The sequence below is a fragment of the uncultured Erythrobacter sp. genome (assembly GCF_947492365.1).
Lineage (GTDB): Bacteria > Pseudomonadota > Alphaproteobacteria > Sphingomonadales > Sphingomonadaceae > Erythrobacter.
The window spans coordinates 385,353-411,075 of record NZ_CANLMB010000002.1; the positions used below are offsets into that span (position 1 = coordinate 385,353).

The window sequence follows — 25,723 nt, forward strand, 5'->3', positions numbered from 1 at the left end:
CCCCATCCGGGGGCACATCCTCGCTAGACGTGCGGCAAGCCGCACCCGCTGCGGGCCGCGCAGTCGCGCTCTGACTGCCGTGACCAAGGTTCTTGGACCCATCTGAATTGGAATGGCCGCGAGCCGGAGGCGAGCCAGCGCGCGACCGCGCGCCGCCGCTCCTGCGGCGAAGCCAAGCGGGCCGAACGGCCCGCGCCCGGCGTTTGAGGGCGCAAACAAAAAGACTTTGCCTCGGCACCTCATGGTGCCAAGGCAAAATTTATGACTTTCCTACAGATGCTCATCATCGCGGTGGTGCAGGGGATCACTGAGTTCCTGCCGATCTCTTCATCCGGCCACCTGATTCTGGTGTCGGTCTTCACCGGCTTTGAAGATCAGGGGCCGATGATCGACATTGCGGTCCATGTCGGCTCGCTGCTCGCGATCATGGTCTATTTCTTCAAGGATGTGTGGGGCCTCGCACGCGGGGGACTCGCCACGGTCGGCATTGGCGCGGATGATCCCGAAACGCGCGAATGGCGTAAGCTCGCGTGGTGGATCGTGCTCGGCACAATCCCTGCGGTGATCTTCGGCCTCGCGATCAAGACGGGGATGCTCAACGGCTTTGTCGAAAGCACGTTCGGCATTCCGATCATCGAGGACGATCTGCTCGCCTCAATCCGCTTCACCGATCTGATCGCGGTCAATCTTATCGGCTACGGCATTCTCCTCGGCCTCGCCGATCATTTCGGGCGCGATGATAAGACGTTCGAGCAAATGACATGGCGCGACGGCTTGATCGTAGGGCTTGCGCAGGCGCTGGCGTTGATCCCCGGAACCAGCCGTTCGGGCGTCACCATGACAGCTGCGCGCTTCCTTGGCTTTGGCCGTTTCGAGGCGGCGCGCTTTTCCTTCCTGCTCTCGATCCCTGCGGTCGCAGGCGCGGGCGTGTTGATCGTGCCTGACTTGCTAGAAGCGGACAGCTCGCTGTTGATGGAAGCGGTCATCACAGGCGCGATGACCTTTGCCGCGGCCTTTGCGACCATGGCGTTCCTCATGAATTTCCTCAAACGCGCATCGATGATGGTGTTCGTGCTATACAGGATCGCAATGGGCTGCGCGCTGCTTTACCTGTTCTAGGAGTGGCAGCGTAATCTCGGTTGGAACCAATTCGGTAAGTGAAGGGTTCCAATTCCAACAGGCTAGGGCGGACGGGACCGAAAATATCATGGCATTGCTTTTGTTGATTGTGATCGGTGCGAGCATGGGATGGCTTGCCTCGATTATCATGCGCACCGAAGACCCAGGTTCGATCCTGCGCCAGATGGCGGCCGGAGTGCTGGCTTCTACTGTGGCCGGACTGGTCACCAATTCAGGCACGTTTCTGGGGGGGTTGAGCCTTATCGCGCTTGGCGCGGCGGTGGCTGCCGACGCTGCAGTGCTGGCGATCTACCACGTGATCGCCCGCCGTAACGCGGATGTTTAACCGCTAGACCGGATCCGCGTTTGAGCCTCTGCCTCCGCGCAGGTGGTATTCCTGGCTGCCCCGGTTCACCACATTATCGACGTCGATGATCGCCGAATTTGCATAGGTGAAACCCGGCGCAAGACTGCGATAGAGCCGGTCAAAGTCGCGCTCGACCGTCTGGCGGTAGAGGTCTTCGAAGCTCTCGATCACGAAATAGGTCGGCTGCAGATCGCTGATGACGTAATCGGTGCGCATTACGCGGTCGACATTGAGCATGATGCGGTTGGGGCTGTCGGCCTCGACGGCGAATTTCGCTTCTGTAGGCCCGGACAGGATGCCCGCACCATAGGCGCGAATGCCCTCGGCCTCCTCGATCAGACCAAACTCGACCGTGTACCAATAGAGCGCGCCCAGTGATTTGAGGCGGTTGTAGCGCATCGCCTTCCACCCGGCGCGGCCATATTCCTGCATGTAATCGGCATAGACCGGATCGGTGAGCATCGGCACATGGCCAAAGACATCGTGGAAGACGTCCGGCTCCTGAATGTAGTCGAACGTCTCGCGCGTGCGGATGAAATTGCCTGCGGGGAAGCGGCGATTGGCGAGGTGCCAGAAGAACACGTGATCGGGGATCAGCATCGGCACTGGTACGACGCTCCAGCCGGTCAGTCTGTCCAGTTCCTCTGACAGAGTGCCAAACTCGGGGATGCCGCCGCGCGACAGGTCCAGCTTGTCGAGGCCTGCCATAAAGGCGCTTGCCGCGCGTCCGGGCAGGACTTCCATCTGGCGCGCAAACAGATCGTTCCAGATCGCGTGTTCGTCAGACGAATAATCGGTTTGCGCAGGCTCCAGCCAGTCCTCGCCCAGATGCGGCGGCTTGGCCAGCGGCGCGGTGAAGACGTCCGCCGGAAGCTCGGGGAGGCGGGTAAAGTCGGTTTCGGGTTCTGCGAGAGTAGCCATAATGTATCATTTGATACTAGTGCTTGCGTTACACAAGAGCAAACGAGGGATTGCCGATGGGCCTGAAGGGGAAAGAATACCGCGAATTGCTTGAGCCGATGACCGAGGAACTGGTCGGCATGGCACGCTGGGCGCGGGTAACGGGTGCGCGGATCGTAGTGATTTTCGAAGGGCGCGACACGGCGGGCAAAGGCGGCGCGATCCGGGCTGTGCGCGACAGATTAAACCCGCGCCAATGCCGCACCGTCGCGCTCTCCAAGCCGAGCGAGGACGAACAGAGCCAGTGGTATTTCCAGCGCTACGCCGCGCATCTGCCTCATGCTGGCGAAATCGTGCTGTTCGACCGCAGCTGGTACAACCGCGCCGGGGTCGAACGGGTGATGGGCTATTGCAGCGAGGAACAGGCTGAGGCTTTCCTTGAACAAGCTCCGATCTTCGAAAAGCAGCTGACCGATGACGGGATCTTTCTGTTCAAATACTGGCTCACCACCGACCAAGACGAACAGGAGGAACGCCTGCGCGAGCGGCTCGATGATCCGCTCAAGCGCTGGAAGCTCTCACCGGTCGATCTGGCCGCGCGCGACAAATATGACGCTTATACCGATGCGCGCGAGGCGATGTTGCGCGCGACACACACGGACAACGCGCCGTGGACGCTGGTCGATTTCAACGATCAGAAACGCGGGCGTCTGACGCTGATCCGCGATCTGCTTGATCGGCTGCCGGACCAGCATGTCGAGCCGCCTGAGATCGACTTTCCCGATTTTGATGGGGAGCTTTCGGCGGAGAGCTTTTCGGTGATCGAACCGATTGCCGACTATTCGGCGGATTAGAGCGAGGCGCTCGCTTTGGTGATTTGCCGGCCGTCGCTGGCGAAGGCGCTGAGCTCGTAGGCGTCACCGCTCTTGCGCATTGCAAGGTGCAGCTCATCACCCGCAATCGCAGGAGACACTCCGCGAAATTCGAAGCGCTTCAGTGCGTTTTCGCCCAGCTCGCGCGCGGCGAGTTGGAGCAATAGACTGGCGGTCAGCGGGCCGTGGACGACCAGCCCGCGATAGCGCTCGACCTCGCGCGCATAGGGCGCGTCGTAATGGATGCGGTGGGTGTTGAAGGTCAGCGCCGAATAGCGAAACAGCAGGCGCGGATCAGGGGTGAGTGTGCGGGTGGCGTCCCATGCGGTCGCATCGAAGGCGCCGTGGCCCGGCTCAGGAGGGCTAAGCTGCGCGTCGCGCGCGGCGGCATCGCGATAGACCAGGGTCTGCACTTCGCGCACCGCCAGCGCGCCGTCAGCGCTGGTTTCGTGCTCGACATTGACGAAAGCAAGCTTGCCGCTGCCGCCTTCCTTTTCGCTGATCGAAACGACGCGGCTGGTGCGGGTGATCGCCGCGCCGACGGTGATCGGAGCAAGGAACTCGATAGCGCTCGAGGCCCACATGCGCCTTGGCCCAGATCCGAATTGGGGGAAGGGAGGCAAAAAGCTCTCGGCGCTGTCATCGCGCGCTGGGTGTCCGTCTTCTCCGAGCGCGCCGGTGGGTGCATCGGGAGTGCAAAGCGCGAAGTGGATCCCTTGGGGGAGCGGGTCGCGGTGGGCTAGGTCGAAGGTCGCGAGCCAGCGCTTCGCCAGCGCCTCGTCAAGCCTGTCAGTCGCGCGCTGCTCGCGCCCGATCCACGGGTCGAAGTTCATGTGGCGCGCTCAAACACCGCCGCGATGCCCTGACCGCCACCGATGCACATGGTTTCAAGGCCATAGCGCACTTCGCGCCGGTGCATTTCGGCGGCCATGTCAGCGAGAATGCGCCCTCCGGTCGCGCCGATGGGATGGCCTAGCGAGATGCCTGATCCGTTGACGTTGAGGATTTCGCGGCGCGAGTCGTCCGCGCTCCAGCCCCAGCCTTTCAGCACGGCGAGAACTTGCGGGGCAAAGGCTTCGTTGAGCTCGACGAGGCCAATATCGTCCCAGCTATAGCCGCGCCGCTCGAACAGGCGCTCCACTGCAGGAACCGGCCCAATCCCCATGCGCGACGGATCGCAGCCCGCCGCCGCCCAGCCGCCGAACCACAAAGATGGCGTCAGACCCAGCTCGTCGAGCTTGTCCTCGGCCACCACCAGACAGGCAGCCGCTGCATCGTTCTGCTGGCTGGCATTGCCTGCGGTGACTATGGCCTCTGCATCGCGCTTGCCATCAATCGCGCGCAACTGTCCGAGGCTCTCCATCGACGCATCGGCGCGGTAGCCTTCGTCGTGATCGAAGCGCACGGGATCGCCCCGGCGTTGGGGCACGTCGACCGGCACAAGGTGATCGGCAAATTTGCCCTGCTCCCATGCGGCGGCGGCATTGCTGTGCGAGCGGACCGCAAATTCGTCGGCTTCCTCACGGGTGATTTCGTAATCCTTGGCGAGGTTTTCCGCCGTCTCGATCATGCCGGTGATGATGCCAAAGCGTTCGATCGGCTGGCTCATCAAGCGTCCGCGTGACAGGCGATCGTGCAGGGTAATATCGCCCATCCGCGCGCCGCCGCGCCCTTGGAGCGTGTAGTGCTCAACATTGGACATGCTCTCGCACCCGCCCGCGACCACGACGTCGGCCATGCCCGTCTCGACCATCATCGCCGCATTGGCGACTGCCTGCACGCCTGAGCCGCAGCGCCGGTCGAGCTGATAGCCGGGCACTTCGAGGGGGAGGCCAGCGGCAAGCCAGCTCCAATGCCCGATGGCAGGCGCTTCGGCGTTTCCGTAGCCTTGCGAGAAAACCACGTCGTCAACGCGTTCCGGGTCGATGCCGCTGCGTTCCACCAGCGCCTTGAGAATGATCGCGCCCAGCTCTCCGGCATTGAGGCTGGAGAGCCCGCCGAGATATTTGCCCACGGGTGTGCGGAGGGGCGAAACAATGGCTGCTCGTCTGGTCATCTTGAGTCCTTATCAGAAAGCGCCACGGTGCCTGCATCGACAAGCGCACCAATCGCTCCGCTCGAAAGTCCAAGCCGCTCAGCCAGCACTTCCTCGGAATGCTCGCCGAGAAAAGGCGCGGGCGCGGGATTGCCGGGCTCGCGGCCGGGAAGATTGGCGAAGCTGCGGGTGGCGGGATATTCGAAGCCCGACGGGTTGGGAGGCGAGGGCCCGAATAGCGGGTTGTCGCGTACCAACTCGGGGTCATTCGCGGCCTCATGCGCGGTGCGGTATTTCTCGAAAGTGCAGCCTTCAGCCGCCATGCGCGCGGACAGTGCCGCGTAATCGAGGCCGTCTGCGACCTTCTGAAAGATATCGAACAGCGCGTGGCGATGCTCGAAACGCGGGCGGTCGCCGGAGGCGAAGTCTTCGCCGGTTTCGGCTTCCAGCGCGCTGATGGGAGCGGCAACGTCGAAGGCTTTGACCAGCCCCGCCCATTGCTTGGGTGTAAGCGCGGCGACCATGAAGCGCACGCCGTCGCTGGTGCGGAAATCGCGCCCGAAGGCTCCCCAGATCGCATTGCCCAGCCGCTCGCGGTCGCCGCCGCGAAAGAGCATTTCGGCCATGGTGCCCGAATTGGCGAGCGTCCCGATGGCGACATCGCCCAAAGGCACGCGCACTTCGCTCCCCTCGCCGGTCGCATCGCGTTGGCGCAAAGCGGCGAGCATGGCGAAAGCGCAATAGGCTCCGGTGATGAAATCCCATGCGGGCAGCACCTGATTGACCGGCGGGGCGGTTTCCATGTCCCACTCCTCCGGCCCCGTCATCAGCGGATAGCCAGCAGCGGCGTTGACGGTGAAGTCCATCGCCTGCCGCCCGTCATGCCAGCCCATGATCCGCACCGAGGTCATGTCCGGCGCACCCGCTGGCTGGGCGGCTTTCATGGCGTCATGCGAAAGGAAGCTCTTCTCGGGCAGATTGGTGATGCAATTGCCGGTCTTCGCCGCGAGCGCGACGGCAAGCTCGCGTCCCTCACCGCTGCGAAGATCGAGCGCGACCGATTTCTTGGCGCGATTGAGGTTCTCCCAGCTGAGCGAGCGGCCCTCTTTGGTCAGCATATAGCGGTCGTAATCCAGTCCGCCCGCCTTGTGATCGACGCGGATCACCTCGGCCCCCATCTGCGCGCAATAAAGCCCAGCCGTGGGACTGGCGACAAAGCTGGAAACCTCGATGATCGAGAGGTCGTTCAGAAGTTGATACATTAAATCTGGACCTTATTCCGAGGGTGCGGTCAATCGGTTCGCGTGCGAACCGCAAGGGCGACCGCCCGCCCGCAGCGATGCGACCTTAAGGTCGCGTGAGCGAGGATTTCGCGCGCCGGATGGCGTGCGGGAAATCAAACAACATCTTCCCATTCGCGCAGCATATGCTTGGCGATCTGGAGCTGGAGGATTTGCGTCGTGCCTTCGTATATGCGGTAGATGCGCGCATCACGATAGAAGCGTTCGGCATCGTATTCGGCGAGGTAGCCCGCACCGCCATAGATCTGCACCACGCGGTCGACCACGCGGCCGCACATTTCGCTGGCAAAGACCTTGAAGGCAGCGGCTTTGACGAGGATGTTCTCGCCCCTGTCGGCACGTTCGGTGACGTCCTTCATCATCGCTTCGGCGGCGTAGATTTCGATCTCGCTATCGGCGAGCATCGCCTGGATCAGCTGAAATTGCGCGATCGGCTCACCAAACGCCTTGCGCTCATTGGCATAGCGGATCGCGGAATTCAGCGCACGGCGGGCATAGCCGGTCGCGGCGGAGCCCACTGAAATCCGGCCATTGTCGAGGCTCTGCATCGCAAAGCGGAAGCCCTTGCCCGTCTCCCCGCCCAGCAAAGCATCGCCGGGCACTTTCACGTCGTCGAGCATGATGTCTGAGATGTGGCTGCCCGACTGGCCCATCTTGGCATCGGGCGATCCGGTTGAAACGCCTGGCACATTCATCGGCACCAGAAAGGCGCTGACATGCGCGTTTTTGGGCAGGTTTTCCTTGTCCGTGCGCGCCATGATCAGCGCGACATCGGCATGCGGGGCGTTGGTGATGTAGCGCTTGGTCCCGTTCAAGACCCAGCCATTGCCGTCAGGATCAGGCGTGGCGGTGGTTTGCAGGCCCGCGCTATCGCTGCCCGAGCCCGGTTCGGTGAGGCCGAAACAGGCGATCTTGCCTTCGGCGAGCTTGGGATACCATTCGGCGCGCTGTTCTTCGGTGGCGCCGTTCTTGAGCGCGCTGGCGAACATGCCAACATTGATTGAAAAGATCGAGCGATAGGCTGGCGCAGCGTAGCTCATCGTGTTCACCACGCGCGCATATTGCGCCATGTTGAGGCCCGCGCCGCCATATTCCTCCGGCACCGAAAGCCCGAACAGACCCATGTCGCGCATTTCGTCGATAATCTCGGGCGGAATCGCGTCATTTGCTATCACTTCGCCTTCCGCCGGAATCAGACGTTCCTTGACGTAACGCTCAAGCTGCTCGGCGAATTGTTCGAAAGTGTCCTGATCCATTCCGTGGTTTTGGCCATGGTTGTGGCCGGAATTCGTGGTCATTCAGTGCCTTCCTCTTGCGGCGTGTCCTGCGCCGGTGTGCCTTGCGGGGCTTCGAGCGGCGGGAGCACGCCTTCGGGCAATTGCCGCTCCTCCAGCATCTCGGCGGCTTCATCGAGTGCGGCCGCTTCGCCTTCGCTGACCGCGCCGGGGCCGCTCGTCGTGCCGCCGCTATCGCACGCAGCGATCAGCAGCAGCACGGGAACGAGCAGCGCCGCAGCGCCGTTCAGCTTTTGTCCGCTCCGGCTCACTCGCCGGTCGGGATCGCAGCAGCCGCTTCTGCAGCAGCAGCGGCCTCGGCAGCTTCGATCGCGGCTTCGGCCTCGGCTGCGACATTGGCAGCGGCATCAGCGGCTTCGTTGGCGGTCGCTTCGGAAGGCGCGTTCTCTGCCGGATCGACTTCAGGCCCTTCGACGCCTTCATCGACAACCGGTTCCTCGGCGATGGACCCGAGCGCTTCTTCTGCCGGCATTTCGACATCTTCGGGCATCGCTTCGGTCGATGCGTCATCGGTGCTGCCGCAAGCGGAAAGCATCAATGCCGCGCCGCCGATCATGGCGGTGTATACGATCTTCTTCATCAGTGGGTTCCTCCTAGAAAATTCCCAATTTGCGCAAATTGTGCGCGCAGGTGTAGCGGGCGAAGCGGCGTTAAGCCAAGCGCCAATTGATGCGCCGAAACGGCACACCGGGATTAGCAGCGCTCGGGCGGAAGCCAATTGGCGCTATAGATATGACCATGGTTCAAACTGTAGCAAATCTCCGCCCATCGCTTGCACTGCGTCTCGCCAACTCGCTCGATTGGGTGTTTCTCGCGCTGATCTTCGCGCTCGGGCTAGGAATGCTGGTGTTTCCGGCAAGCCCTGCCGCAGCGCAATCGGGCGGAGCTTTCACCATTACCGAGACAGGGCGCAGCTATCCGTCATTGCAGCAAGCGGTGGATGCAGTTGGCGACCAGCGCGGCACGATCACCATCGCACCGGGCACCTACCGCCAATGCGCGGTGCAGCGCGCCGGTGTGATCATCTACGCGGCGCAGGAATATGGCACAGTCACGCTTGTGGGCACGCCTTGCGAAGGCAAGGCAGCGCTGGTCCTGCGCGGGCTGGGCGCGGAGATTCGCGGGCTGACATTCTCGGGCATCTATGTGGCGGACGGAAACGGCGCGGGCATCCGGCTGGAGCAAGGCGCGCTCAACATCACCCACTCGCGCTTTCTCGACAGCCAGCAGGGCATCCTCAGCGGCAATGATCCGCAAAGCCGCATCTTCATCACCCGCTCGACCTTTAGCGGGCTGGGCACTTGCGAGAATTCTGCGGGCTGCGCGCATTCGATCTATATCGGCAATTATGGCGAGCTGACCGTGGTCGAAAGCCGGTTTGAACGCGGCAGCGGCGGGCATTATCTAAAGGCGCGCGCGGCCAATGTGATTATCGAAAACAACAGCTTTGACGATGCTGCTGGGCGCGGGACCAATTACATGATTGACCTGCCCGCAGGCAGCCGCGGGAGCATTGCGGGCAATTGGTTCGTGCAGGGCCGCGACAAGGAAAACTACTCCGCCTTTATCGCGCTGGGTGCGGAAGACGTCCTCCACTCCTCCGACGGATTGACGGTCACGGGCAATGAAGCACGCTTTGTGCCCGGCCTGACGCGGTCCAGCGTCTTTCTGGCCGACTGGACCGGATCGCGCATCGCCTTGTCAGGCAACAACCTCGCGCGCGGCCTTACCGATTACGAGCGGCGCTAGACTGCGGGATAGAAACCGGGCGCGTAGGAAACCTCGCCTGAGGGCATTTCGCCATCGAGCAGCAGCGCCTGAAAATATTCGGGCGGCGGGCCGGGATAGGTCAGCTCGGGCACATGCGCGAAGCCGAAGCGGGGATAGTAGACATTGCTCCCCAGCAGCACGATGCCTTTCGCGCCCGCCGCGCGCAGATCGGCAATCCCGCGTTTGATCAGCGCCCCGCCGATCCCGCGATGGTGAAATTCCGGCCAGACCGAAACGGGGCCAAGGCCGAACCAGCCCTTTGCGCCGCCTGTGATCGTGACCGGCGAAAAGGCGATATGGCCGACAATCCGCTCTGCGTCCTCGGCGACCAGCGAAAGTGTCAGATCGCCATCGTCGCGCAGGCGGGTGATGACATGCTGCTCGTCCGCGTCGCTGAATGGCATATCGGCAAAGGCGGCTTCGGTGAGCGCGAAGATCGTGTCCTCATCGCCTGCCGCTTCGGGCCGGATGGTGATGGCGAATTCAGGACCGTTCATTTGAGAAGGTGTCCGGACCGGTCGCGCTTGGTCGCAAGATAGCGCGCATTGTGAGGGTTATCGGGCAGCTGATGCGCCACCCGCTCGCGGACTGTGATTCCCGCCGCCTCAAGCGCTTCGACTTTGGCGGGATTGTTGGTCATCAGCCGGATCGAGCCGGCGCCAAGCAGATCGAGCATCCGCGCCGCCAGCGGAAAATCGCGCGCTTCGTCAGGCAGGCCGAGCCGCTGATTGGCGTCGACCGTATCAAAGCCCTGATCCTGCAAGCGGTAGGCGCGCAGCTTGTTCACCAGCCCGATCCCGCGCCCTTCCTGCCGCATATAAAGCAGCGCGCCCCAGCCGCCATTCTTGTCAGCGTGATCGGCCATGGCGTGGAGCGCGGCGTCGAGCTGCGGGCCGCAATCGCATTTGAGACTGCCCAGAATATCGCCGGTCAGGCATTCGGAATGGACCCGCACCAATGGCTCGGTGTCGCCGCATTGGTCGCCGATGATGAGCGCGACATGTTCGCGCGTATCCTCGGTCGAGCGAAAAGCGACAATCTCGGCCTCCTCGCTGGCCGAGACAGGCAAGCGCGCACGGGTGATGATCCGCAAAGCGCCCGCTTCGCTGTAATGCGTGAGGTCTGACGCGCAGAGCGAATGCGCTTCGCCTGCATAATTGGGATCGACTAGAAAAGCGGGCAGGATGCCTGCAATCCGCGCAAATTCCATCGCAGCGGCGGCGATGTCCTCCCATTCGAGCGCTTCGGCGCGAAACGGGCCTTTCATTGGGTTTTTGAGGTCGAGCGCCGGATCGGCAATCGGCACTGCTGCGCGCAGGTCAAATGGCTCGCCTCCGCGGATCAGGACCGGCGCGTGGGGCACTGCAGCCTCGCGCTGATTGGCAAGCTTGAGCGTGGCCGCCCGCGCCGCCGATATCAGCATACGCGGCGCGGAGGCCCCGCTCGCAATCGCGGTTTCTACAGGGAGAAGAGTTGGGCCACCTTCGAACGCCAGCGGCCAGCCATGGCGCAGCGCATCCACCGCCTGCGCGGCGCGGCGCGCGGGCGAAGTGGCGGGGGAAGGCGTGTCTGAACTCAAATATCGAACTCGGTGATCAGCGGGATGTGGTCAGACGGCTTCTCCCAGCTGCGCGCTTCTTCGAGCACCGAATGCCCGCGCGCCTGTTTGGCCAGCTCACCCGAGGCCCACATATGGTCAAGCCGCCGTCCGCGATCATTCTTGCGCCAGTCGGGCGAACGATAGGACCACCAGCTGAAATAGCGCTCTGGATCCTGGATAAACTCGCGCCCCAGATCGACCCAGCCATGCGCGTCCTGAAAGCGTTGTAAAGTGTCGACCTCAAGCGGGGTGTGGCTGACAACTTTGAGCAGTTGCTTGTGGCTCCACACATCGCTTTCGAGCGGGGCGATGTTGAAATCGCCCACGATCAGCGTGTTGCGATCCAGCGCATCGGCCCAGCCGGTCATGCGTTCGAGAAAGTCGAGCTTTTGCCCGAATTTCACGTTTTTCTCGCGGTCGGGGATATCGCCGCCTGCCGGCACATAGACATTGTCAATGCACATATCCTTGCCCACGACTTCGACCCCGACATGGCGCGCTTCGCCATTGGCCTGCCAGTCGTGACGCGATATCTCGCGGATCGGAACGCGGCTGACCGTGGCGACGCCGTGATAGCCCTTTTGCCCGCACACAGCTTGATGCTCGTAACCCATTTCGGCCAGAGCCTCGGCGGGGAACTTGTCGTTTTCGCACTTGATCTCTTGCAAGCACAGAATGTCCGGCGCGTGCTCGGTGAGGTATTTTTCGACAATCGGCAGGCGCAAGCGGACCGAATTGATGTTCCAGGTGGCTACAGAAATCATGCCAGCCGACTTAGGAGCGTGGGGGATTCGCAGCAAGGTTTAGCTTTCCCGTCACATTGGATAGCGATAGCAAGGTGGCAACCGATCAGGAGACTATCCATGACTGCCAAGCGCTTCACCGCCGCCCTTCTTGCCTCTGCCTCGCTCACCCTTGGAGGCTGCGTCATCCAGGCGGGCGACACCTATAGTGGCAGCGCCGCAAACCGGCCCGTAATCGAAGCGGACCCTGACGTTGCGGAAGCGCCGCGGGCAAAGAACGTGATTCTGTTCATCGGCGACGGCATGGGCATTTCGACCATCACTGCGATGCGAATCTATGCCGGGCAGAAACTGGGCCAAACGGGCGAGGAATATGTCCTGCCATTCGAGATGTTCGACAATGTTGCTCTGGTGAAGACCTACAATGTCGATGCGCAGGTGCCCGATAGCGCGGGCACCGCCACTGCAATGCATTCGGGTTCAAAGACCAATATTGGCTATCTCGGCGTTGGGCCTGAAGCCCGCCGTAACAATTGCGCCGACTCCAAGACCTATGCCTTGCCGCTGATTGGCGAGGAAGCGACGGAGCGCGGCCTTGCGCTCGGCATTGTGTCGACCGCACGGATTACCCATGCAACCCCGGCCAGCGTCTATTCGCGCGCTTCGGATCGCGATTGGGAATCGGATGCGGGAATTCCTGAAGACCAGCGCGGTCTTGGCTGCGATGATATCGCCAAGCAGCTGGTGCAATCCGATTTTACCGTCGCACTGGGCGGCGGTCTGACCGCGTTTTACGGCAGCGATGCCGATGGTTGGCGGCTCGACAGCGACGCCGATCTGCCCGCCGGATGGGTCGCGCGCACGGGCGGCACCTATGTGACCACGCAGGCCGAACTGGAAGCCGCGCCGATGGACGCGCCGGTTTTCGGCCTCTTTTCGCAAAGCCACATGACCTTCATGGCGCAGCGCGAGGAAACCTCCGAAGAGCCGACGCTGACCGACATGACTGCGCAGGCACTCTCGCGCCTATCGAGCGACCCGGACGGTTTCTATCTAATGGTCGAATCGGGCCGGATCGATCACGCGCATCACGGCGGCTATGCCGGGCTCGCGCTGGAGGAAGGGGCCGAGTTTGCCCGTGCGATCCAATATGCGATCGACAACACCGACCCCGAAGAAACGCTGATCCTCGTGACCGCCGATCACAGCCACGTCTTCACCATTGCCGGCTATCCGCGAAGGGGTAACGACATCCTCGGGCTGGTCGTGCCGCCCGAAGGGGCCGGGACCGAGTTTGCCACGGCCGAAGACGGACTGCCCTACACCACTTTGGGCTATGCCAATGGCCCGGGTTCAATCGCCAATATGGCCGAACGCCCGACGCCCGAAACCGGCATCTCCGCCCGCCAACAATCCGCAATCCCGACTGGCAGCGAGACTCACGCAGGCGAAGATGTCGCGCTCTACGCCCAAGGCCCCGGCGCCGAAAAAGCGCGCGGCGTGATCGAGCAGAACGTGATCTACGACATCATCCGCAGCGCGTTTGGGTGGGAATAACAAAAAGCTCCAGTGCCGGGGGCGATGGCACTGGAGCTTCGTTGTTAGCGTTCGTCACGCTTTTGCAAGGCGGGCAATCTTTTGAGGAGGGCAACAGGGGGGAAACCCGTCCTCGCTCGCCTTGTTGAGAATAATTAGCGGCTTTGGGCTTTCACTTATATGAACGCAGGCCCGATTTTGTCGCATCCATACAACTTATCACGGGTCAGCCGTTCACCGTGGGCGACGGGACGAGCGGCGCGGATCGCGGAACCTGAATGTGCTCTCCGGCACGTTGATTCCATAGCGGTGATTCGTCAGCCGCACCGTCGTCCGATGATTCTGGGCATCGAGCGCGACCCAGTGGGTGAGCTGCAATCCGCCCGGCGCATTGGGGCTGCGCACAAAGATCAGATTCATCCGCCCAAACTCGGGCCGGTCGGTGTCGCGCACATCAATGCTGATCACATCGGGGCTGCTCGTCTGCACCAGAGTGCCATATTGGGTGACATCACGCTCCGGATCGAGCAGCGCGCCGAGCGGTGAATTGCGGATCGGCCAGCGTTCGACCTGATTGACCTCGTAATCGATCATATAGAGCGAGCGGCCGTTGGAGACGACCAGCAGATCGGCATCCTCGCCATAATCGAAGCGGATCTTGCCGGGGCGCTTCAATGTCATCACCCCGCGCGCCTGATTGCCAGCGCGGTCGGTCTGGGTGAAGTCGGCGCGCATGGTTGCGATGCCGCGCAAGGCTGCAACCGCACGATTGAGATCCGCGGCGGTGGTCTGCGCGGTGGCGGGTGCTGGCCCCATAGCGAATGGGCGCGAATCGGCGCTCCCGATAGAGAGGCCAAGTGCAAGCGTACCGGCAGCGGCAAATGCCATGCCGGAGCGGCGGAGAAGGGTCGAAATGCTCATGAATCCGCAGCTAGGCCGCGCGGATTGAACTGTCGATGAATTTGTGAGAGCCGCTGCGTTCAGCAGGCGCCCCCAAATTCAACCAAGACCTTACTTGATCTTGGCTTCCTTGAATTCGACATGCTTTTTCGCGACCGGATCGTATTTACGGAACACCATCTTTTCAGTGGTGTTGCGCGGGTTCTTTTTGGTCACGTAGTAAAAGCCCGTGCCCTCGGTCGAGACGAGCTTGATCTTGACGGTTGCGGGCTTCGCCATGACGGTATCCTAAGATCGGGTGGTGGCCTCCAAACAGGTTGGGTTGGCCGAAAAACATAAAGCGGTGCGCGCGTTTTTGACGGCACCGCCCTTCAAGCCGCGCGCATTTGCCGATTCACCGGCAAAAGTCAAGCAGAGTCACCAGTCTGATCGGCTCGGCTTGCCGCGATTGGCTTTGATGGTGCCGCGTGCTTTCTTGGACTTGAGCCGCTGCACCTTGCCCACGCGGTTGACGCGGGTCTTGGCGCGCTTCTTGGGCGCGCGGTGCGCGGCTTCGAGAATCTCTGCCAGTTTGACCCGCGCGGCCTGCCGGTTGGCCTCTTGCGTACGGTGCTGGCGCGCGGTGATGAGGAGATCGCCCGCAGCGGTCAGTTTGGAGCCGGCAAGGTCGCGCAGGCGGGCAAAAACAGTCGGCTCAAGCCGCAGCGCATAGATGTTCACCCGCAGCTGAACCTCGGTTGCGACCTTGTTGGCGTTCTGCCCGCCTGGGCCGGAGCCTGCGAGGAAGCTTTCCTCGGCTAGCGCGTGGGCGCGATTTAGGAGGTCTTCATCCATCGGCCTGCACGAGTTCAGGGGCGCTCAGCCCGGCGCGCAGAAAATCCTCGGGGAAGGGCGCGGTGGCAGTGACAGGCGGTTTGCCCTCGCGTTCGACCGTAATGCTTTCGGCGTGGAGCATGGTGCGCGGCGCGCCTTTATTCTGCCCACGCACCGGCCCATAGACCGGATCGCCGAGCAATGGCGTGCCCAGTCCTTGCAGCGCATGGACGCGCAGCTGGTGGGTCCGCCCGGTTTCGGGCCGGAAACGAATCAGCGAGCGGCGTTTGTCGCCCTCTCCGATCACCTCGATCAGCTCCCAATGCGAGACGGCAGGCTTGCCCTTCTTCGCCGCGATCATCCGCCAGCCTTTTTCGGCTGAGCTGATCTTGGACAGCGCCAGTTCGATCGTGCCCGAACTTTCCGCCGGTTCGAAATCGAGGACCGCCAGATAGGTCTTGCCGACCAGCCGGTCTTCAAAGGCCTTGTTGAAGCGCTTCAAGGCCTTGGGATTGCGCGCGAGCAGCAGGCAGCCGCTGGTGTCGGTGTCGAGCCGGTGCACGGGGACTGGCGGGCGCTGAAAGCCGAGCTTGAGCTGCTCGATATGGTCAAACAGCGCAGGCCCGCCGCGTTTGGGACGGTCGACCGGCAGTCCGGCAGGCTTGTCGATGACAAGCGCTTCGCCGTCTTCGAAGAGGATTGGGATTTGCATTGTTTGTTTGCCTATGTGCCTGGCCACCCGCTCCCTCCACCCTTCCACCCGGATAATCACACCGGGTTACGATCCGGGTGGAAGGGTGGAGGGAGCGGGTGGCTTGGAGAAGTCCTATATCAGCTTTGCTGAAAAAAGCCCGCGAACGGCATTGCCGAGCATGAAGCCATGGGTGAGATCGTCGAGTGTGAGGTCCGCCTCGCGCGCGCGGCCTTGCCCGATCAGCGATTCGCGCAAGACACCCGGCAACAGGCCGAGTGTGGCCGGCGGGGTGAGAAATATGCCGCCGCGCTCAACAAAAATATTGGTGAAGCTGCCTTCGGTCACAAGCCCGTCATCGCGCACCAGCACCGCCTCGTTGGCGCCAAACTGCTTCGCAGCATTGTGTGCGTCTTCGTAAAAGCCCCTGTCGCTCGTCTTATACGAAAGCCGCCAGTCGGACGGGTCGAGCGGGTGGGGGAGCGCGGCGACTTTGAGCGGTTCGGTCAACGCCTCCGGCATCGGCTGCGTCTCCAGCGCAGTCGCACCGCTGCGCGCTGCAAGCAGGCGCAATTTCGCAGGCGCTTCCAGCTCGAAGCAAAGCGCCTGAATCTGGTTGCGCGCAGCGTGGCGATCAAACTGGAAGCCAAGCGCTGCCGCGCTGCGCTTCATCCGGGCCAGATGCAGTTCGAGCAGCGCAATCCCGCTCTCGGGATCAAACGCCATCGTTTCGATAAGATCGCAAGCGGGCGCGGCGTGAACGGGGGAGGCTGCCCGCGCAAAGCCCGCTTTCACCTCGCATTCGCGCCGTTCGGAAAAGGCCTCGCTATCCGCCACAATCGCTGAACCAACGCCCAGCACAGCATGGCCCTGACCATTCTCGATAGGAGTGAGGCGCAAGGTTCGGATTGCCACATTGAGAGCCGCCGTGCCGTCTGCTCCGATCCGGCCAATCGCCCCGCAATAGGGCCCGCGCGCATCACGCTCGATCTGATGGATCAGCTCCATCGCGCGGATTTTGGGCGCGCCGGTGATCGAGCCGCAGGGGAAGATCGCGCGCACCAGCTCCATCGCGCCCTTGCCCGGTGCAAGCTCGGCGCGAACGCTGGAGACCATCTGGTGCACGGTCGGAAAGCTCTCGATTGCAAAGGGCGCATCGACTTGGACACTGCCCGGTACGGCCACCCGGCTGAGATCGTTGCGCATCAGATCGACGATCATCAGGTTCTCGGCCTTGTCCTTGACCGACGTCGCCAGCTCTTCGGCCAGCTCGGCATCGCGCGCCGGATCATCCGAGCGCGGGCGCGTGCCCTTCATCGGCTTGACCTTGGCCTTGTCGCCATCGAGCGCCACGAACAATTCGGGCGAAAGGCTCAGCAGCCAGTGCGAGCCATCGAACACCACTCCGCCATAGCCAGCGCTCGCTGCGCCGCGCAGCTGGGCATAGAGCGCCAGCGGGTCACCCTGATATGACCCGGCTAGCGGATAGGTGAGGTTGGCCTGATAGATATCGCCAGCATGGATCGCTTCGCGCAGTTTCGCAAAGGCGGCTTCATAACCACCGGGCGAAAGCTGCGGGTCGAGCGGGCCGAGACTGGCGGTCCCCTCTGCCCGCGCATCGAGCCATGCGGGGACGTCTGCCGGCGCAATCCGTTCCGGCGCATCGAACAGTCCGAGCCAAACCAGCGGTCCGGCCGCGCCCGAACGTTCGTCTGCAAGCGGTGCGAGTTTGGGTTCGAGCGCAAGACCCGCCTCATAGGCGATATAGCCCGCAAGCTCGCCTCCGCTGCCGCCTGCGCCCGCGCGCGCGGCATCGGCGGCCTTCAGCACGCTTTCGACCTCGCTTGCCCGGTAAGCGACAAAGACTTCGCGCGGATTGGCGTAGAACATCGCGTCCGCCCCGCCATCGGCGCGCGCGTCATCGAGCAATACAAATGTCTGTGGCGAAGCGGCCTGAACCATCTCTAGCGCCTTAGAAGCCCCTGCGATCCAAGTCGATAGGTTGCCCGCACCAACTTGACCGGCTCCCAATCGGTCTGCAAACGCAGGTCGCACAAAGAACAGGGATTTGAAGCGGACTATGAGCGATATCTTTTTGGGTCTTGGCGGCAATGGTGAAAACCAGCACCTCGCGCTGAGCCGCGCAAACCGTCACGGATTGATCGCCGGCGCGACCGGCACGGGTAAGACGGTGACGTTGCAGGGACTGGCCGAGAGTTTTTCCGCCAATGGTGTTCCGGTGTTTGTCGCCGATGTGAAAGGCGATCTGTCCGGCATCGCCATGCCCGGCTCCCCCACCTTCAAACACGCTGACAAGCTGGAAGGCCGCGCCAAGGATCTGGGCATGGAGGACTATGCCTATTCGGACAATCCGGTGATCTTCTGGGATCTCTATGGTGAGCAAGGCCACCCGATCCGCACCACGATTTCCGAAATGGGCCCGCTGCTGCTCTCGCGCCTGCTCGACCTCAACGACACGCAGGAAGGCGTGCTTCAGATCGTCTTCAAACACGCTGACGAAAACGGCCTGCTGCTGCTCGATTTCGGCGATCTGCAAAGCGTGCTGCAATGGGCGCATGAAAATTCGAAGGAGCTGTCGGGCGTCTATGGCAATGTCTCGAAGCAATCGGTCGGCGCGATCCAGCGCCAATTGCTCAGCTTCGAAGCACAAGGCGCGAACCATTTCTTCGGCGAGCCAGCGCTTGAAATCGACGATTTCCTCAAGACCGATGAACAGGGGCGCGGCTATGTGAATGTGCTCGCCGCCGACAAGCTGATGCAGAGCCCCAAGCTCTATGCGACGTTTCTCTTATGGCTGCTAGCTGAATTGTTCGAGAGCCTGCCCGAAGTGGGCGACCCGGAAAAACCCAGCCTCGTCTTCTTCTTCGACGAAGCGCATTTGCTGTTTGATGATGCGCCCAAGGCCTTGCAGGAAAAGATCGAGCAGGTTGTCCGGCTGATCCGCTCCAAGGGTGTCGGCGTGTTCTTCGTCACGCAGAACCCGATCGACATTCCTGAGGAAGTCGCAGGTCAGCTTGGCAACCGCGTCCAGCACGCTCTGCGCGCCTTCACCAAGCGTGACCAGCGCGCGATCAAGGCGGCGGCGGAGACGTTCCGCATCAACGATGATCTCGACACCGAGGAAGTTATCACCCAGCTCAAAGTGGGTGAGGCGCTGGTCTCGACGCTCGACGAGGAAGGCGCGCCCACTGTTGTCCAGCGCACTCTCATCAAGCCGCCGCGCTCGCGCCTTGGCCCTGTGACTAAGAAAGAACGCGCTATCATCCAGTCAATCAGCCCGTTCGAAGGCAAATATGACGAAGCGGTCGACCGCGAGAGCGCCGAAGAAGTGCTGCTCGCCAAGACTCAGGATGCCGTCGATACGGCAGAGGAAGTCGCCGAAAAGGGCGAGCAGGAAGTCGCCAAGCGCCCGCGCAAGACCAAGTCGATGTGGGAAAAGGCAATCTCGCGCGGCACCAAGGTTGCCGCAGGCGGAATGGCCGGTGCCGCCGCCGCCGCGGTGCTCGGCAAGAAGTCTCGCGCCAATCCGGTGAAGAGCGGGATCACTTCGGCAGCAGGCTCGATCGCAACCGATCTTGCCGGACCGATCGCAGGTCGCTTTGTGCGCAATCTGATCGGCGGCTTGATGCGCTAGAGCGGCAGGCGGATTTCCGCGCGTAGGCCTGTGATCTGGCCTCCAGCTTGGCGATTTTCCAGCACCAGCTGGCCGCCATGCTGTTCCGCGATGGCGCGCGCGAGGGTCAGGCCGAGGCCTGCGCCGCCGGTTGCGCGGTTGCGTGAGGCTTCGCCGCGGGTGAAGGGTTCGAGCATGGCAGCGATCCGGTCCGGCGCGATGCCGGGCCCGCGATCATCGACGCGCAGCACGGCCTGCCCCGCCTCCTCGATCGCCGAAATCTCTGCCATCTCGCCATAACGCACCGCGTTGGAGGCGAGGTTGCGCAGCGCGCGCTTGATCCAGGTGACTTGCACGCGGGCAACCAAACGCGGCGGGTCGAGGATCGTCACAGGTTCGCCCAGATCCTCGAACTCCTCGGCCACACCCAGGGCGAGCGCGCCCAGATCGGCGGGTTCCACCCCGGCACCATCGCGCCCGACCCGTGACAGAGTGAGGATGTCGTCGAGTGTGGCGGTGATGTCCTCGATGGAGGCCGCCATTTTGCTGCGTTGGGCATCGTCGGGAACGCTCTCGATCCGCACGCGCAAGGCGGCAAGCGGCGTCTTGAGGTCGTGTCCGATGGCTCCAAGCATCACGTCCTTTTCATCGAGCAACGCGGCGATGCGCGCTTCCATCGCATTGTGTGCTGCGATCAGGTGGCGCGTGTCGGAAGGGCCGGTTTCTTCCAGCTGCACCACGCGCCCCGGCTCTCTCGAGAAGTCCCCGACCCGCTCGGTCAGCCGCGCCAAGGGCCGCGTGATCCGGCGCATGACGAAGAACAGCACCGCGATCAGCACGCCGAACGTGACGAGTGTCTGGAATATCAGCCCGCCCAATGCGGCCTGCCGGCGGCGCGGTTCGAGCACGCGGGCGGCCTCCCATTGGCCCCCTGCCTCTCGCTGGATTGCGGCGACATAGAGCCGCTTCTCGCGCCAGCCCTGACGCCGTTCGAAACGCGGGCGTGCCTCTGCAAAAGCGTTGAGCAGCGGATCGTCGCCCGCGCGGCGGATGGTTATGGCGACAGCGTGCGGGTCGATATCTTCGAGCAACAGAGCCGCGCGTAGTCGCGCTTCGCTCTCGCCCTCGCCATTGGCGTCTGAACCCGCCGCCGGTGGTTCAGCGCTGATCGTGTAGCGCAGGCGCGGGGGCAGACCGGCGGCCCCGCCTTGCCTGCGTCCGCGTTCTTGCCTAATCGCCCGGTCCCGCGCAGCGCGTTCGGCGCCGGTGACAAGCTGGAATGCGGCGGCAGTCAGGATCGCCGTTTCGCGCCTTTCTTCGCCCGCGCGATAGAGCAAGGCGAGCGAGACGAACTGCGCCACCAGCAGCGCCAGCGCGACGCTCACCATCACCTGTGAGAGCAGGCTTGAGGGCAGCAGCCGCTTCACGCGCCAATCCCGCCGGGCGCGATCCGTTCGACATTGGCGGCAAAGCGGTATCCGCCGCCGCGAACGGTCAGGATCAGCTGCGGCTCGCTGGTGTCAGCCTCGATCTTGCGGCGCAGGCGGCTCACCTGATTGTCAACCGCGCGGTCGAACAGATGCGCGCTGCGCCCCTGAACCAGATCGAGCAGCAGGTCGCGGTCCATCACATTGCGAGGATTGTCGAGAAAGGCGCGCAGCAGGCGAAACTCGGCCGTCGAGATCGGTACGGTGACGCCCTGCGGGTCGGTCAGTTTGCGCTTCAGCGGATCGAGCTGCCAGCCTTCGAAGCGATAATGCCAGTCCTGGATCTCGCGCTGGGGGGCGGGACTGCGCCCGACCCGGCGCAGGACCGTGCGGATGCGCGCGACCAGCTCGCGCGGCTCGAACGGTTTGACGACATAATCATCCGCGCCCAGTTCCAGCCCGATGATCCGGTCGGTCGGCTCGCCGCGCGCGGTGAGGAAAATGACGGGGATCTGGCGCGTTTCGACCAGATGGCGGCAGAGCGAAAGCCCGTCTTCGCCCGGCATCATGATGTCGAGCAGGACCAGATCGGGTGTGTTGGTGGTGAGAGCGGTGCGCGCCGCTGCGGCGCTTGCCGCCTCGCTGACCGCAAAGCCCTGATCGCCAAGATATTCGGCCAGCGGCTCGCGCAGGGTCGGCTCGTCATCGACTAGCAGTATCGAGGTTAGGGCGGCGTCATTCATCGCAGCTCAGTTCATGAAAGGAGCCGGCCCGATGCGCAACCAGCAAGTAAAAGGCGCGCGCCGGGCCGGCAGTCGGGATGCACGGGCGATTAGGGCCGGTTCGGGGAGGTGCCCCTGCATCCCTTGGAGTTAGCGTTGGATCAGTTGCGGCGCCGTTCACCACCACGCCGCTCACTGCGCGCCTCGCGGCGTTGCTGGCGGCGTTCGCGCGCGGCTTCGCGGGCCGTGTCGTGCTCGGCTTTGGTGATCGTACCCGAATTGTCGGCATCGACGCGGGCAAAGCGTGCTTCGATTGCGGCATCGAATTCTGCGCTTGAAATGACGCGATCCTGATTGGTGTCGGCGCGGCGGAGCATCCGCATGGCCCGGCCGCCACGGCGGCGTTCTGCGCGACCTGCACCGCGACGTTCACCGCGCGCTTCGCGGGCGGCTGCGATTTCGGCCTCGGAAATGCCGCCGCTGCCGTCGCTGTCGATCCGGTCAAAGCGGCGTTCTTGACGGCTGGCGCGTCGTTCTGCGCGGCGGGCATTGCGCGCTTCGCGGGCGGCGCTCATTTCGGCGCGCGACAACTCGCCATCGCCATTGGTATCCGAAGCGGCAAAGCGGGCAGCGCGGCGGGCTTCGCGGTCGGCTGAGGAAAGCTGGCCATCGCCATTCACGTCCATGCGCTCAAAACGTTCGCGCCCTTTGGCGCGCGCTTCGGCGAGCGAGATTACGCCGTCGCCATTGGTGTCAGAGGCTTCGAAGCCGCGTTCGCCGCCTTGCTGCTGGGCCGCCGCCATTCCGGCACCGCCGAGCGCCAATACGGCCGCCGAAAGAGTGAGTGTGAGTGTGCGCATTGTCATTCCTTCCAGGATAATTCTCTATGTGAGAAGCGGCCCGTTTCCGGTCAGGGACACCCGGCCAAATGCAGCCCGGCGCGGACATGTGGGCATATTGCCCGCGCCGTAAACTGGCTGCGTCGTCAGGTTGAGGAAGCCAAAGGCGACCCTTACCGCAACTCACAATTGCCATGTCTAGAGCGCGATTGTCGCAGGATTATGCCGGAAAGCCGCAAAAGTGTCGCGGCTTGTATCAGGATCGCAGCGCGGTTCAGCTGGGCGCAAGAACACGGATCAACGCGGGCGCATCTGGGTGCCTTCGCCCGCAGTGATGAAGATCGCGGTCGCGCGCTCCTCCACGTCTGCGATGTGCCACACGCCGGGCGGGTTGATCGCATATTCGCCTTTGGCCAGAGGCACTTGCGTGCGTGAGCCATTGGGGAATTCCTGCGTCAGCACCATCGCGCCTTCGATGCAGATCACCACTTCGTCACCCTTGGGGTGCATCTCCCATGTGTCCCACCCTTCGGTGAAACTGTGCTGGGACACCAGACGCCCTTCGGCTCCATCATCTCCGTGGCGTGCGCCATACTCTTCATACCATTCGACCCCGGAGAAGGGCGGTTGCGGAACCGCCTTTGCTCCGAGCCCGAGATGGATGAAAGCGTCCGTGAGCGTTTTCACGCTCATGAGGCAGGGGGTGCGGTGAAGCAGAAGACGTTGAGCTTGTTGCCATCGGGATCGCGGAAATAGCCTGCGTAAAAGCCGTCATCGCCGCGCGCGCCCGGAGCGCCTTCGTCGCTGCCGCCTTCGGCAATCGCGGTGTCATAAACCGCCTGCACCTGCTCCGGCCCTTCGACCTGTAGCGCGACCATCGTGCCATTGCCGACGGTTGCTGGCTGTTCGTCAAACGGCTTGGTCGCGGCGATTCCCGGCGCTCCGCCCATTTCGCCCCAAGCGATAAACGTGTCGAATTCCATCATCCGGCCAACGCCGAAATGTTTGGCGATAGCGTCGTAGAATTTCGCCGCGCGCGGCAGATCATTGGTGCCGAGGGTTACGTAGCCGATCATGTTCAATTCCTCCCAAACCGGTCGCCTTATGCGACTCGGGAAGTTGGAACATTACTAGAACATCCGGATCGGCGCAAATTGAGTCTTTGTTGCGTGCGGACCGGACCTCCGTCCGGTCCTTGGCCGTGCCACCCGCGCCCTCCACCCTTCCACCCGGAGCCTACCGGGATACAATCCGGGTGGAAGGGTGGAGGGCGCGGGTGGCACGGCGGCGAGCGAAAGCTCGCCCGATCACAAAGGCTCGGTCTCGCGCTCCAGCCATGCCAGATCATCGCCCTCAAGCTGCGGCGCGACGATTTCGCGCACGCGGGCGTGATAGGCGTCGAGCCATGCGATCTCGTCTGCGGTGAGCAGGCTCTTCTCGATCAGCTTGCGGTCGATCGGCACAAAGGTGAGGCAGTCGAACCCGAGATAGCGCCCTTCTGCGCCTTCGATATCCTGCTCGACCGTCAGGACCAGATTCTCGATCCGGATGCCGAATGCGTTCGGTTTGTAATAGCCCGGTTCGTTGGAGAGGATCATGCCTGCGAGCAATTCCTGGCTCGTGCCTGCCTGTCCGCCGCCGGGCTTGGCGATGCGCTGCGGGCCTTCGTGGACGCCGAGGAAGCTGCCCACGCCGTGGCCGGTGCCATGCGCGTAATCGACGCCGCCCTCCCACAGATATTGGCGGGCGAGCACGTCTATCTGGCCGCCGCAGGTCCCTTGCGGGAAGGTCGCCTTGTCGATCTGGATATGGCCCTTCAGAACCCGCGTGAAGCGGTCGCGCATCTCTGCGGTTGGCTCCGAGCCTTCGGGCGTGTCGATCCACACAGTGCGGGTGATGTCGGTGGTGCCAGCGGGATACTGACCGCCCGAATCGACCAGATAGATCGAGCCGGGGGGGATCAGGATATTGCTGTCCTCATCGACCTTGTAATGCGGCAGAGCGGCGTGGCCCGAAGCGGCGGAGATTGTGTCGAAGCTGGTATCACGCAAATCGCCATGTTCGCGGCGGAAACCTTCGAGCTTGGCGGCAGCGGCCAGTTCGTCGATCTCGCCAGCAGGCGCGGTGACTTCGAGCCAGCGCAGGAAGCGGCTGACCGCAGCCCCGTCGCGCGCCTGCGCATCGCGGTGACCTGCAACTTCGGCGGGGTTCTTGACCGCTTTGGCGAGGATCGTGGGGTCTTGCTTGAAGGTGAACTTCGCGCCGCCGGCGCGAAGCCCTTGCGCAATGCCTACGACGCCGAAATCAGGGTCCACGCTGACATGTTTGCCCGAAAGCTCGCCCAGCGCCGCCTGAAACTCGTCGCGCGGGCGCACGGTGACGGCGTTGCCCAGATGCTGGGTGACTTCGGGCGTCATCTTTTCCGGAGCGATGAACAGCTCGGCATGGCCGTCTGCATGCGCGATCACATAGGACAGCGCGACCGGCGTATGCGCCACGTCGGACCCGCGAATGTTGAGCAGCCACGCTATCGAATCGAGCGCAGGCACGACCACGGCATCGAGGCCTTCATCGCCAAGCCAGTCGGCGATTTGCCCGCGCTTGTCAGCCGATGAGCGTCCTGCAAGGTCTTCTGTATGGACAATTGCCACCGCATCGGAGGGTGCGGGCTGATCGGCCCATACTGCGTCGAGCGGGTTGCTGTCGGCGGGGACCATTGTGATTCCGGCAGGCTCGACCACCGCTTCGAGCGCTTCGACCCAGCCCCATGTGTGGAGCCACGGATCATAGGCGATCTTTGCGCCGCTTTCAGAGACATCTTTGAGCCAGGCGCCCAAACTGTCGCCGGGGATCGAGCGGTATTCGAACAGATTGCCGTCAACCTGATCGCGCACCTGCACGGTGTAGCGCCCATCGACGAAGATCGCGGCGTGGGTGAGCGTCACCGCTGCGAACCCAGCCGACCCGCCAAATCCGGTTAGCCATGCCAGCCGTTCGGCATATTCGCCGACATATTCGCTCATATGCTCATCCGAGATCGGGATGATGAACCCGTCCAGCTCGCGGCGTTTGAGTTCTTCGCGCAGCGCCTTGAGGCGCGCTTCATGGGTTTGCATCAGCATGTCATCGTTCCCGGCTGGTCCTGCCTACAGACCTGGT

General features: G+C 62.9%; 27 protein-coding genes. 6 read left to right on the plus strand and 21 right to left on the minus strand.

The annotated features are described in order from the left end of the window. Window positions 1–261 precede the first annotated feature (261 nt). Together Q0887_RS13150 and Q0887_RS13155 are read left to right on the plus strand one after the other, a co-directional pair. Window positions 262–1,119, plus strand: coding sequence for an undecaprenyl-diphosphate phosphatase (locus Q0887_RS13150; RefSeq protein ID WP_299196137.1), 858 nt, complete (start codon window positions 262–264; stop codon window positions 1,117–1,119). Window positions 1,120–1,207: 88 nt separating this feature from the next. Then, window positions 1,208–1,465, plus strand: coding sequence for a hypothetical protein (locus tag Q0887_RS13155; RefSeq protein ID WP_299196139.1), 258 nt, complete (start codon window positions 1,208–1,210; stop codon window positions 1,463–1,465). Between the two features lie 3 nt (window positions 1,466–1,468). Here Q0887_RS13155 and phhA read toward each other — a convergent pair whose 3' ends face one another. Continuing rightward, window positions 1,469–2,407 carry a phenylalanine 4-monooxygenase gene (phhA, locus tag Q0887_RS13160; protein WP_299196141.1) on the minus strand — a complete coding sequence of 313 codons (939 nt, stop codon included), beginning with the start codon at window positions 2,405–2,407 and terminating at the stop codon, window positions 1,469–1,471. Window positions 2,408–2,463: 56 nt separating this feature from the next. Between phhA and ppk2 the strand changes: the two genes are divergently transcribed. Continuing rightward, window positions 2,464–3,240: a polyphosphate kinase 2 gene (ppk2, locus tag Q0887_RS13165; protein WP_299196143.1), complete on the plus strand. Its 777-nt coding sequence runs from the start codon at window positions 2,464–2,466 to the stop codon at window positions 3,238–3,240. Here the strand turns inward: ppk2 and Q0887_RS13170 are convergent. From Q0887_RS13170 to Q0887_RS13195, 6 genes are all read right to left on the minus strand, one after another. Then, entirely contained in the window at window positions 3,237–4,091 is an 855-nt protein-coding gene (locus tag Q0887_RS13170; protein WP_299196145.1) for a MaoC family dehydratase N-terminal domain-containing protein, read from the minus strand. The two genes, ppk2 and Q0887_RS13170, sit on opposite strands and share 4 nt — an antisense overlap. Beyond that, window positions 4,088–5,314 carry an acetyl-CoA C-acetyltransferase gene (locus Q0887_RS13175; RefSeq protein ID WP_299196147.1) on the minus strand — a complete coding sequence of 409 codons (1,227 nt, stop codon included), beginning with the start codon at window positions 5,312–5,314 and terminating at the stop codon, window positions 4,088–4,090. The genes Q0887_RS13170 and Q0887_RS13175 overlap by 4 nt, the downstream gene beginning before the upstream one ends. After that, window positions 5,311–6,555, minus strand: coding sequence for a CoA transferase (locus tag Q0887_RS13180; RefSeq protein ID WP_299196150.1), 1,245 nt, complete (start codon window positions 6,553–6,555; stop codon window positions 5,311–5,313). Before Q0887_RS13180 ends, Q0887_RS13175 begins: the two co-directional genes overlap by 4 nt. A gap of 134 nt (window positions 6,556–6,689) precedes the next feature. Then, window positions 6,690–7,892: an acyl-CoA dehydrogenase family protein gene (locus Q0887_RS13185; protein ID WP_299196152.1), complete on the minus strand. Its 1,203-nt coding sequence runs from the start codon at window positions 7,890–7,892 to the stop codon at window positions 6,690–6,692. Continuing rightward, complete coding sequence (locus Q0887_RS13190) at window positions 7,889–8,140, minus strand: hypothetical protein (protein ID WP_299196154.1); 252 nt, start codon at window positions 8,138–8,140, stop codon at window positions 7,889–7,891. The genes Q0887_RS13185 and Q0887_RS13190 overlap by 4 nt, the downstream gene beginning before the upstream one ends. Then, entirely contained in the window at window positions 8,137–8,469 is a 333-nt protein-coding gene (locus Q0887_RS13195; protein ID WP_299196156.1) for a hypothetical protein, read from the minus strand. The genes Q0887_RS13190 and Q0887_RS13195 overlap by 4 nt, the downstream gene beginning before the upstream one ends. Before the next feature lie 152 nt (window positions 8,470–8,621). On the opposite strand from Q0887_RS13195, the gene Q0887_RS13200 reads away from it, so the two are divergent. Then, window positions 8,622–9,638: a right-handed parallel beta-helix repeat-containing protein gene (locus Q0887_RS13200; protein WP_299196158.1), complete on the plus strand. Its 1,017-nt coding sequence runs from the start codon at window positions 8,622–8,624 to the stop codon at window positions 9,636–9,638. On the opposite strand, the gene Q0887_RS13205 is transcribed toward Q0887_RS13200, so the two are convergent. The 3 genes from Q0887_RS13205 to xth are packed head-to-tail and all read right to left on the minus strand — an operon-like array spanning window position 9,635 to window position 12,023. Then, a complete protein-coding gene (locus Q0887_RS13205) occupies window positions 9,635–10,156 on the minus strand; it encodes an N-acetyltransferase (RefSeq protein ID WP_299196160.1) in 522 nt (173 codons plus the stop codon). The two genes, Q0887_RS13200 and Q0887_RS13205, sit on opposite strands and share 4 nt — an antisense overlap. Then, the gene (ribA, locus tag Q0887_RS13210; protein WP_299196163.1) at window positions 10,153–11,238 is read right to left on the minus strand and encodes a GTP cyclohydrolase II; all 1,086 of its coding nucleotides are present in this window, start codon (window positions 11,236–11,238) and stop codon (window positions 10,153–10,155) included. The genes Q0887_RS13205 and ribA overlap by 4 nt, the downstream gene beginning before the upstream one ends. Next, the gene (gene xth / locus Q0887_RS13215) at window positions 11,235–12,023 is read right to left on the minus strand and encodes an exodeoxyribonuclease III (RefSeq protein ID WP_299196165.1); all 789 of its coding nucleotides are present in this window, start codon (window positions 12,021–12,023) and stop codon (window positions 11,235–11,237) included. The genes ribA and xth overlap by 4 nt, the downstream gene beginning before the upstream one ends. Window positions 12,024–12,122: 99 nt before the next feature. Here xth and Q0887_RS13220 point away from each other — a divergent pair, with 99 nt between their 5' ends. Next, window positions 12,123–13,559, plus strand: a complete 1,437-nt coding sequence (locus tag Q0887_RS13220) for an alkaline phosphatase (RefSeq protein WP_299196167.1) — start codon at window positions 12,123–12,125, stop codon at window positions 13,557–13,559. A gap of 213 nt (window positions 13,560–13,772) precedes the next feature. Here the strand turns inward: Q0887_RS13220 and Q0887_RS13225 are convergent, their stop codons facing one another. From Q0887_RS13225 to pabB, 5 genes are all read right to left on the minus strand, one after another. Next, window positions 13,773–14,459, minus strand: a complete 687-nt coding sequence (locus Q0887_RS13225) for an outer membrane lipoprotein carrier protein LolA (RefSeq protein ID WP_299196169.1) — start codon at window positions 14,457–14,459, stop codon at window positions 13,773–13,775. 90 nt (window positions 14,460–14,549) lie between these two features. Then, window positions 14,550–14,717 (minus strand): 50S ribosomal protein L33, encoded by a 168-nt coding sequence (gene rpmG / locus Q0887_RS13230; RefSeq protein WP_111991276.1) that lies wholly within the window; start codon window positions 14,715–14,717, stop codon window positions 14,550–14,552. A gap of 138 nt (window positions 14,718–14,855) precedes the next feature. After that, complete coding sequence (arfB, locus tag Q0887_RS13235) at window positions 14,856–15,272, minus strand: alternative ribosome rescue aminoacyl-tRNA hydrolase ArfB (protein WP_299196174.1); 417 nt, start codon at window positions 15,270–15,272, stop codon at window positions 14,856–14,858. After that, complete coding sequence (locus Q0887_RS13240; protein WP_299196176.1) at window positions 15,265–15,963, minus strand: RNA pseudouridine synthase; 699 nt, start codon at window positions 15,961–15,963, stop codon at window positions 15,265–15,267. Before Q0887_RS13240 ends, arfB begins: the two co-directional genes overlap by 8 nt. A 114-nt stretch (window positions 15,964–16,077) precedes the next feature. Beyond that, window positions 16,078–17,904 carry an aminodeoxychorismate synthase component I gene (pabB, locus tag Q0887_RS13245; protein ID WP_299196178.1) on the minus strand — a complete coding sequence of 609 codons (1,827 nt, stop codon included), beginning with the start codon at window positions 17,902–17,904 and terminating at the stop codon, window positions 16,078–16,080. Between the two features lie 118 nt (window positions 17,905–18,022). Here pabB and Q0887_RS13250 point away from each other — a divergent pair, with 118 nt between their 5' ends. Next, window positions 18,023–19,597: a helicase HerA-like domain-containing protein gene (locus Q0887_RS13250; protein WP_299196180.1), complete on the plus strand. Its 1,575-nt coding sequence runs from the start codon at window positions 18,023–18,025 to the stop codon at window positions 19,595–19,597. Here Q0887_RS13250 and Q0887_RS13255 read toward each other — a convergent pair. The 6 genes from Q0887_RS13255 to Q0887_RS13280 all read right to left on the minus strand — a co-directional run bounded on the left by Q0887_RS13255 (window position 19,594) and on the right by Q0887_RS13280 (window position 25,686). Next, window positions 19,594–21,003, minus strand: a complete 1,410-nt coding sequence (locus tag Q0887_RS13255; protein ID WP_299196182.1) for an ATP-binding protein — start codon at window positions 21,001–21,003, stop codon at window positions 19,594–19,596. The genes Q0887_RS13250 and Q0887_RS13255 overlap by 4 nt on opposite strands. After that, window positions 21,000–21,746, minus strand: coding sequence for a response regulator transcription factor (locus tag Q0887_RS13260; RefSeq protein ID WP_299196184.1), 747 nt, complete (start codon window positions 21,744–21,746; stop codon window positions 21,000–21,002). Before Q0887_RS13260 ends, Q0887_RS13255 begins: the two co-directional genes overlap by 4 nt. A gap of 140 nt (window positions 21,747–21,886) precedes the next feature. Further along, entirely contained in the window at window positions 21,887–22,585 is a 699-nt protein-coding gene (locus tag Q0887_RS13265) for a hypothetical protein (protein WP_299196186.1), read from the minus strand. A 276-nt stretch (window positions 22,586–22,861) separates the two neighbouring features. After that, the gene (locus Q0887_RS13270; RefSeq protein ID WP_299196188.1) at window positions 22,862–23,257 is read right to left on the minus strand and encodes a cupin domain-containing protein; all 396 of its coding nucleotides are present in this window, start codon (window positions 23,255–23,257) and stop codon (window positions 22,862–22,864) included. Continuing rightward, window positions 23,254–23,640 (minus strand): VOC family protein, encoded by a 387-nt coding sequence (locus Q0887_RS13275; RefSeq protein WP_299196191.1) that lies wholly within the window; start codon window positions 23,638–23,640, stop codon window positions 23,254–23,256. The genes Q0887_RS13270 and Q0887_RS13275 overlap by 4 nt, the downstream gene beginning before the upstream one ends. A gap of 231 nt (window positions 23,641–23,871) precedes the next feature. Continuing rightward, on the minus strand, window positions 23,872–25,686 hold the full coding sequence (locus Q0887_RS13280; protein ID WP_299196193.1) for an aminopeptidase P family protein: 1,815 nt from the start codon (window positions 25,684–25,686) through the stop codon (window positions 23,872–23,874). Between the last annotated feature and the right edge of the window lie 37 nt (window positions 25,687–25,723).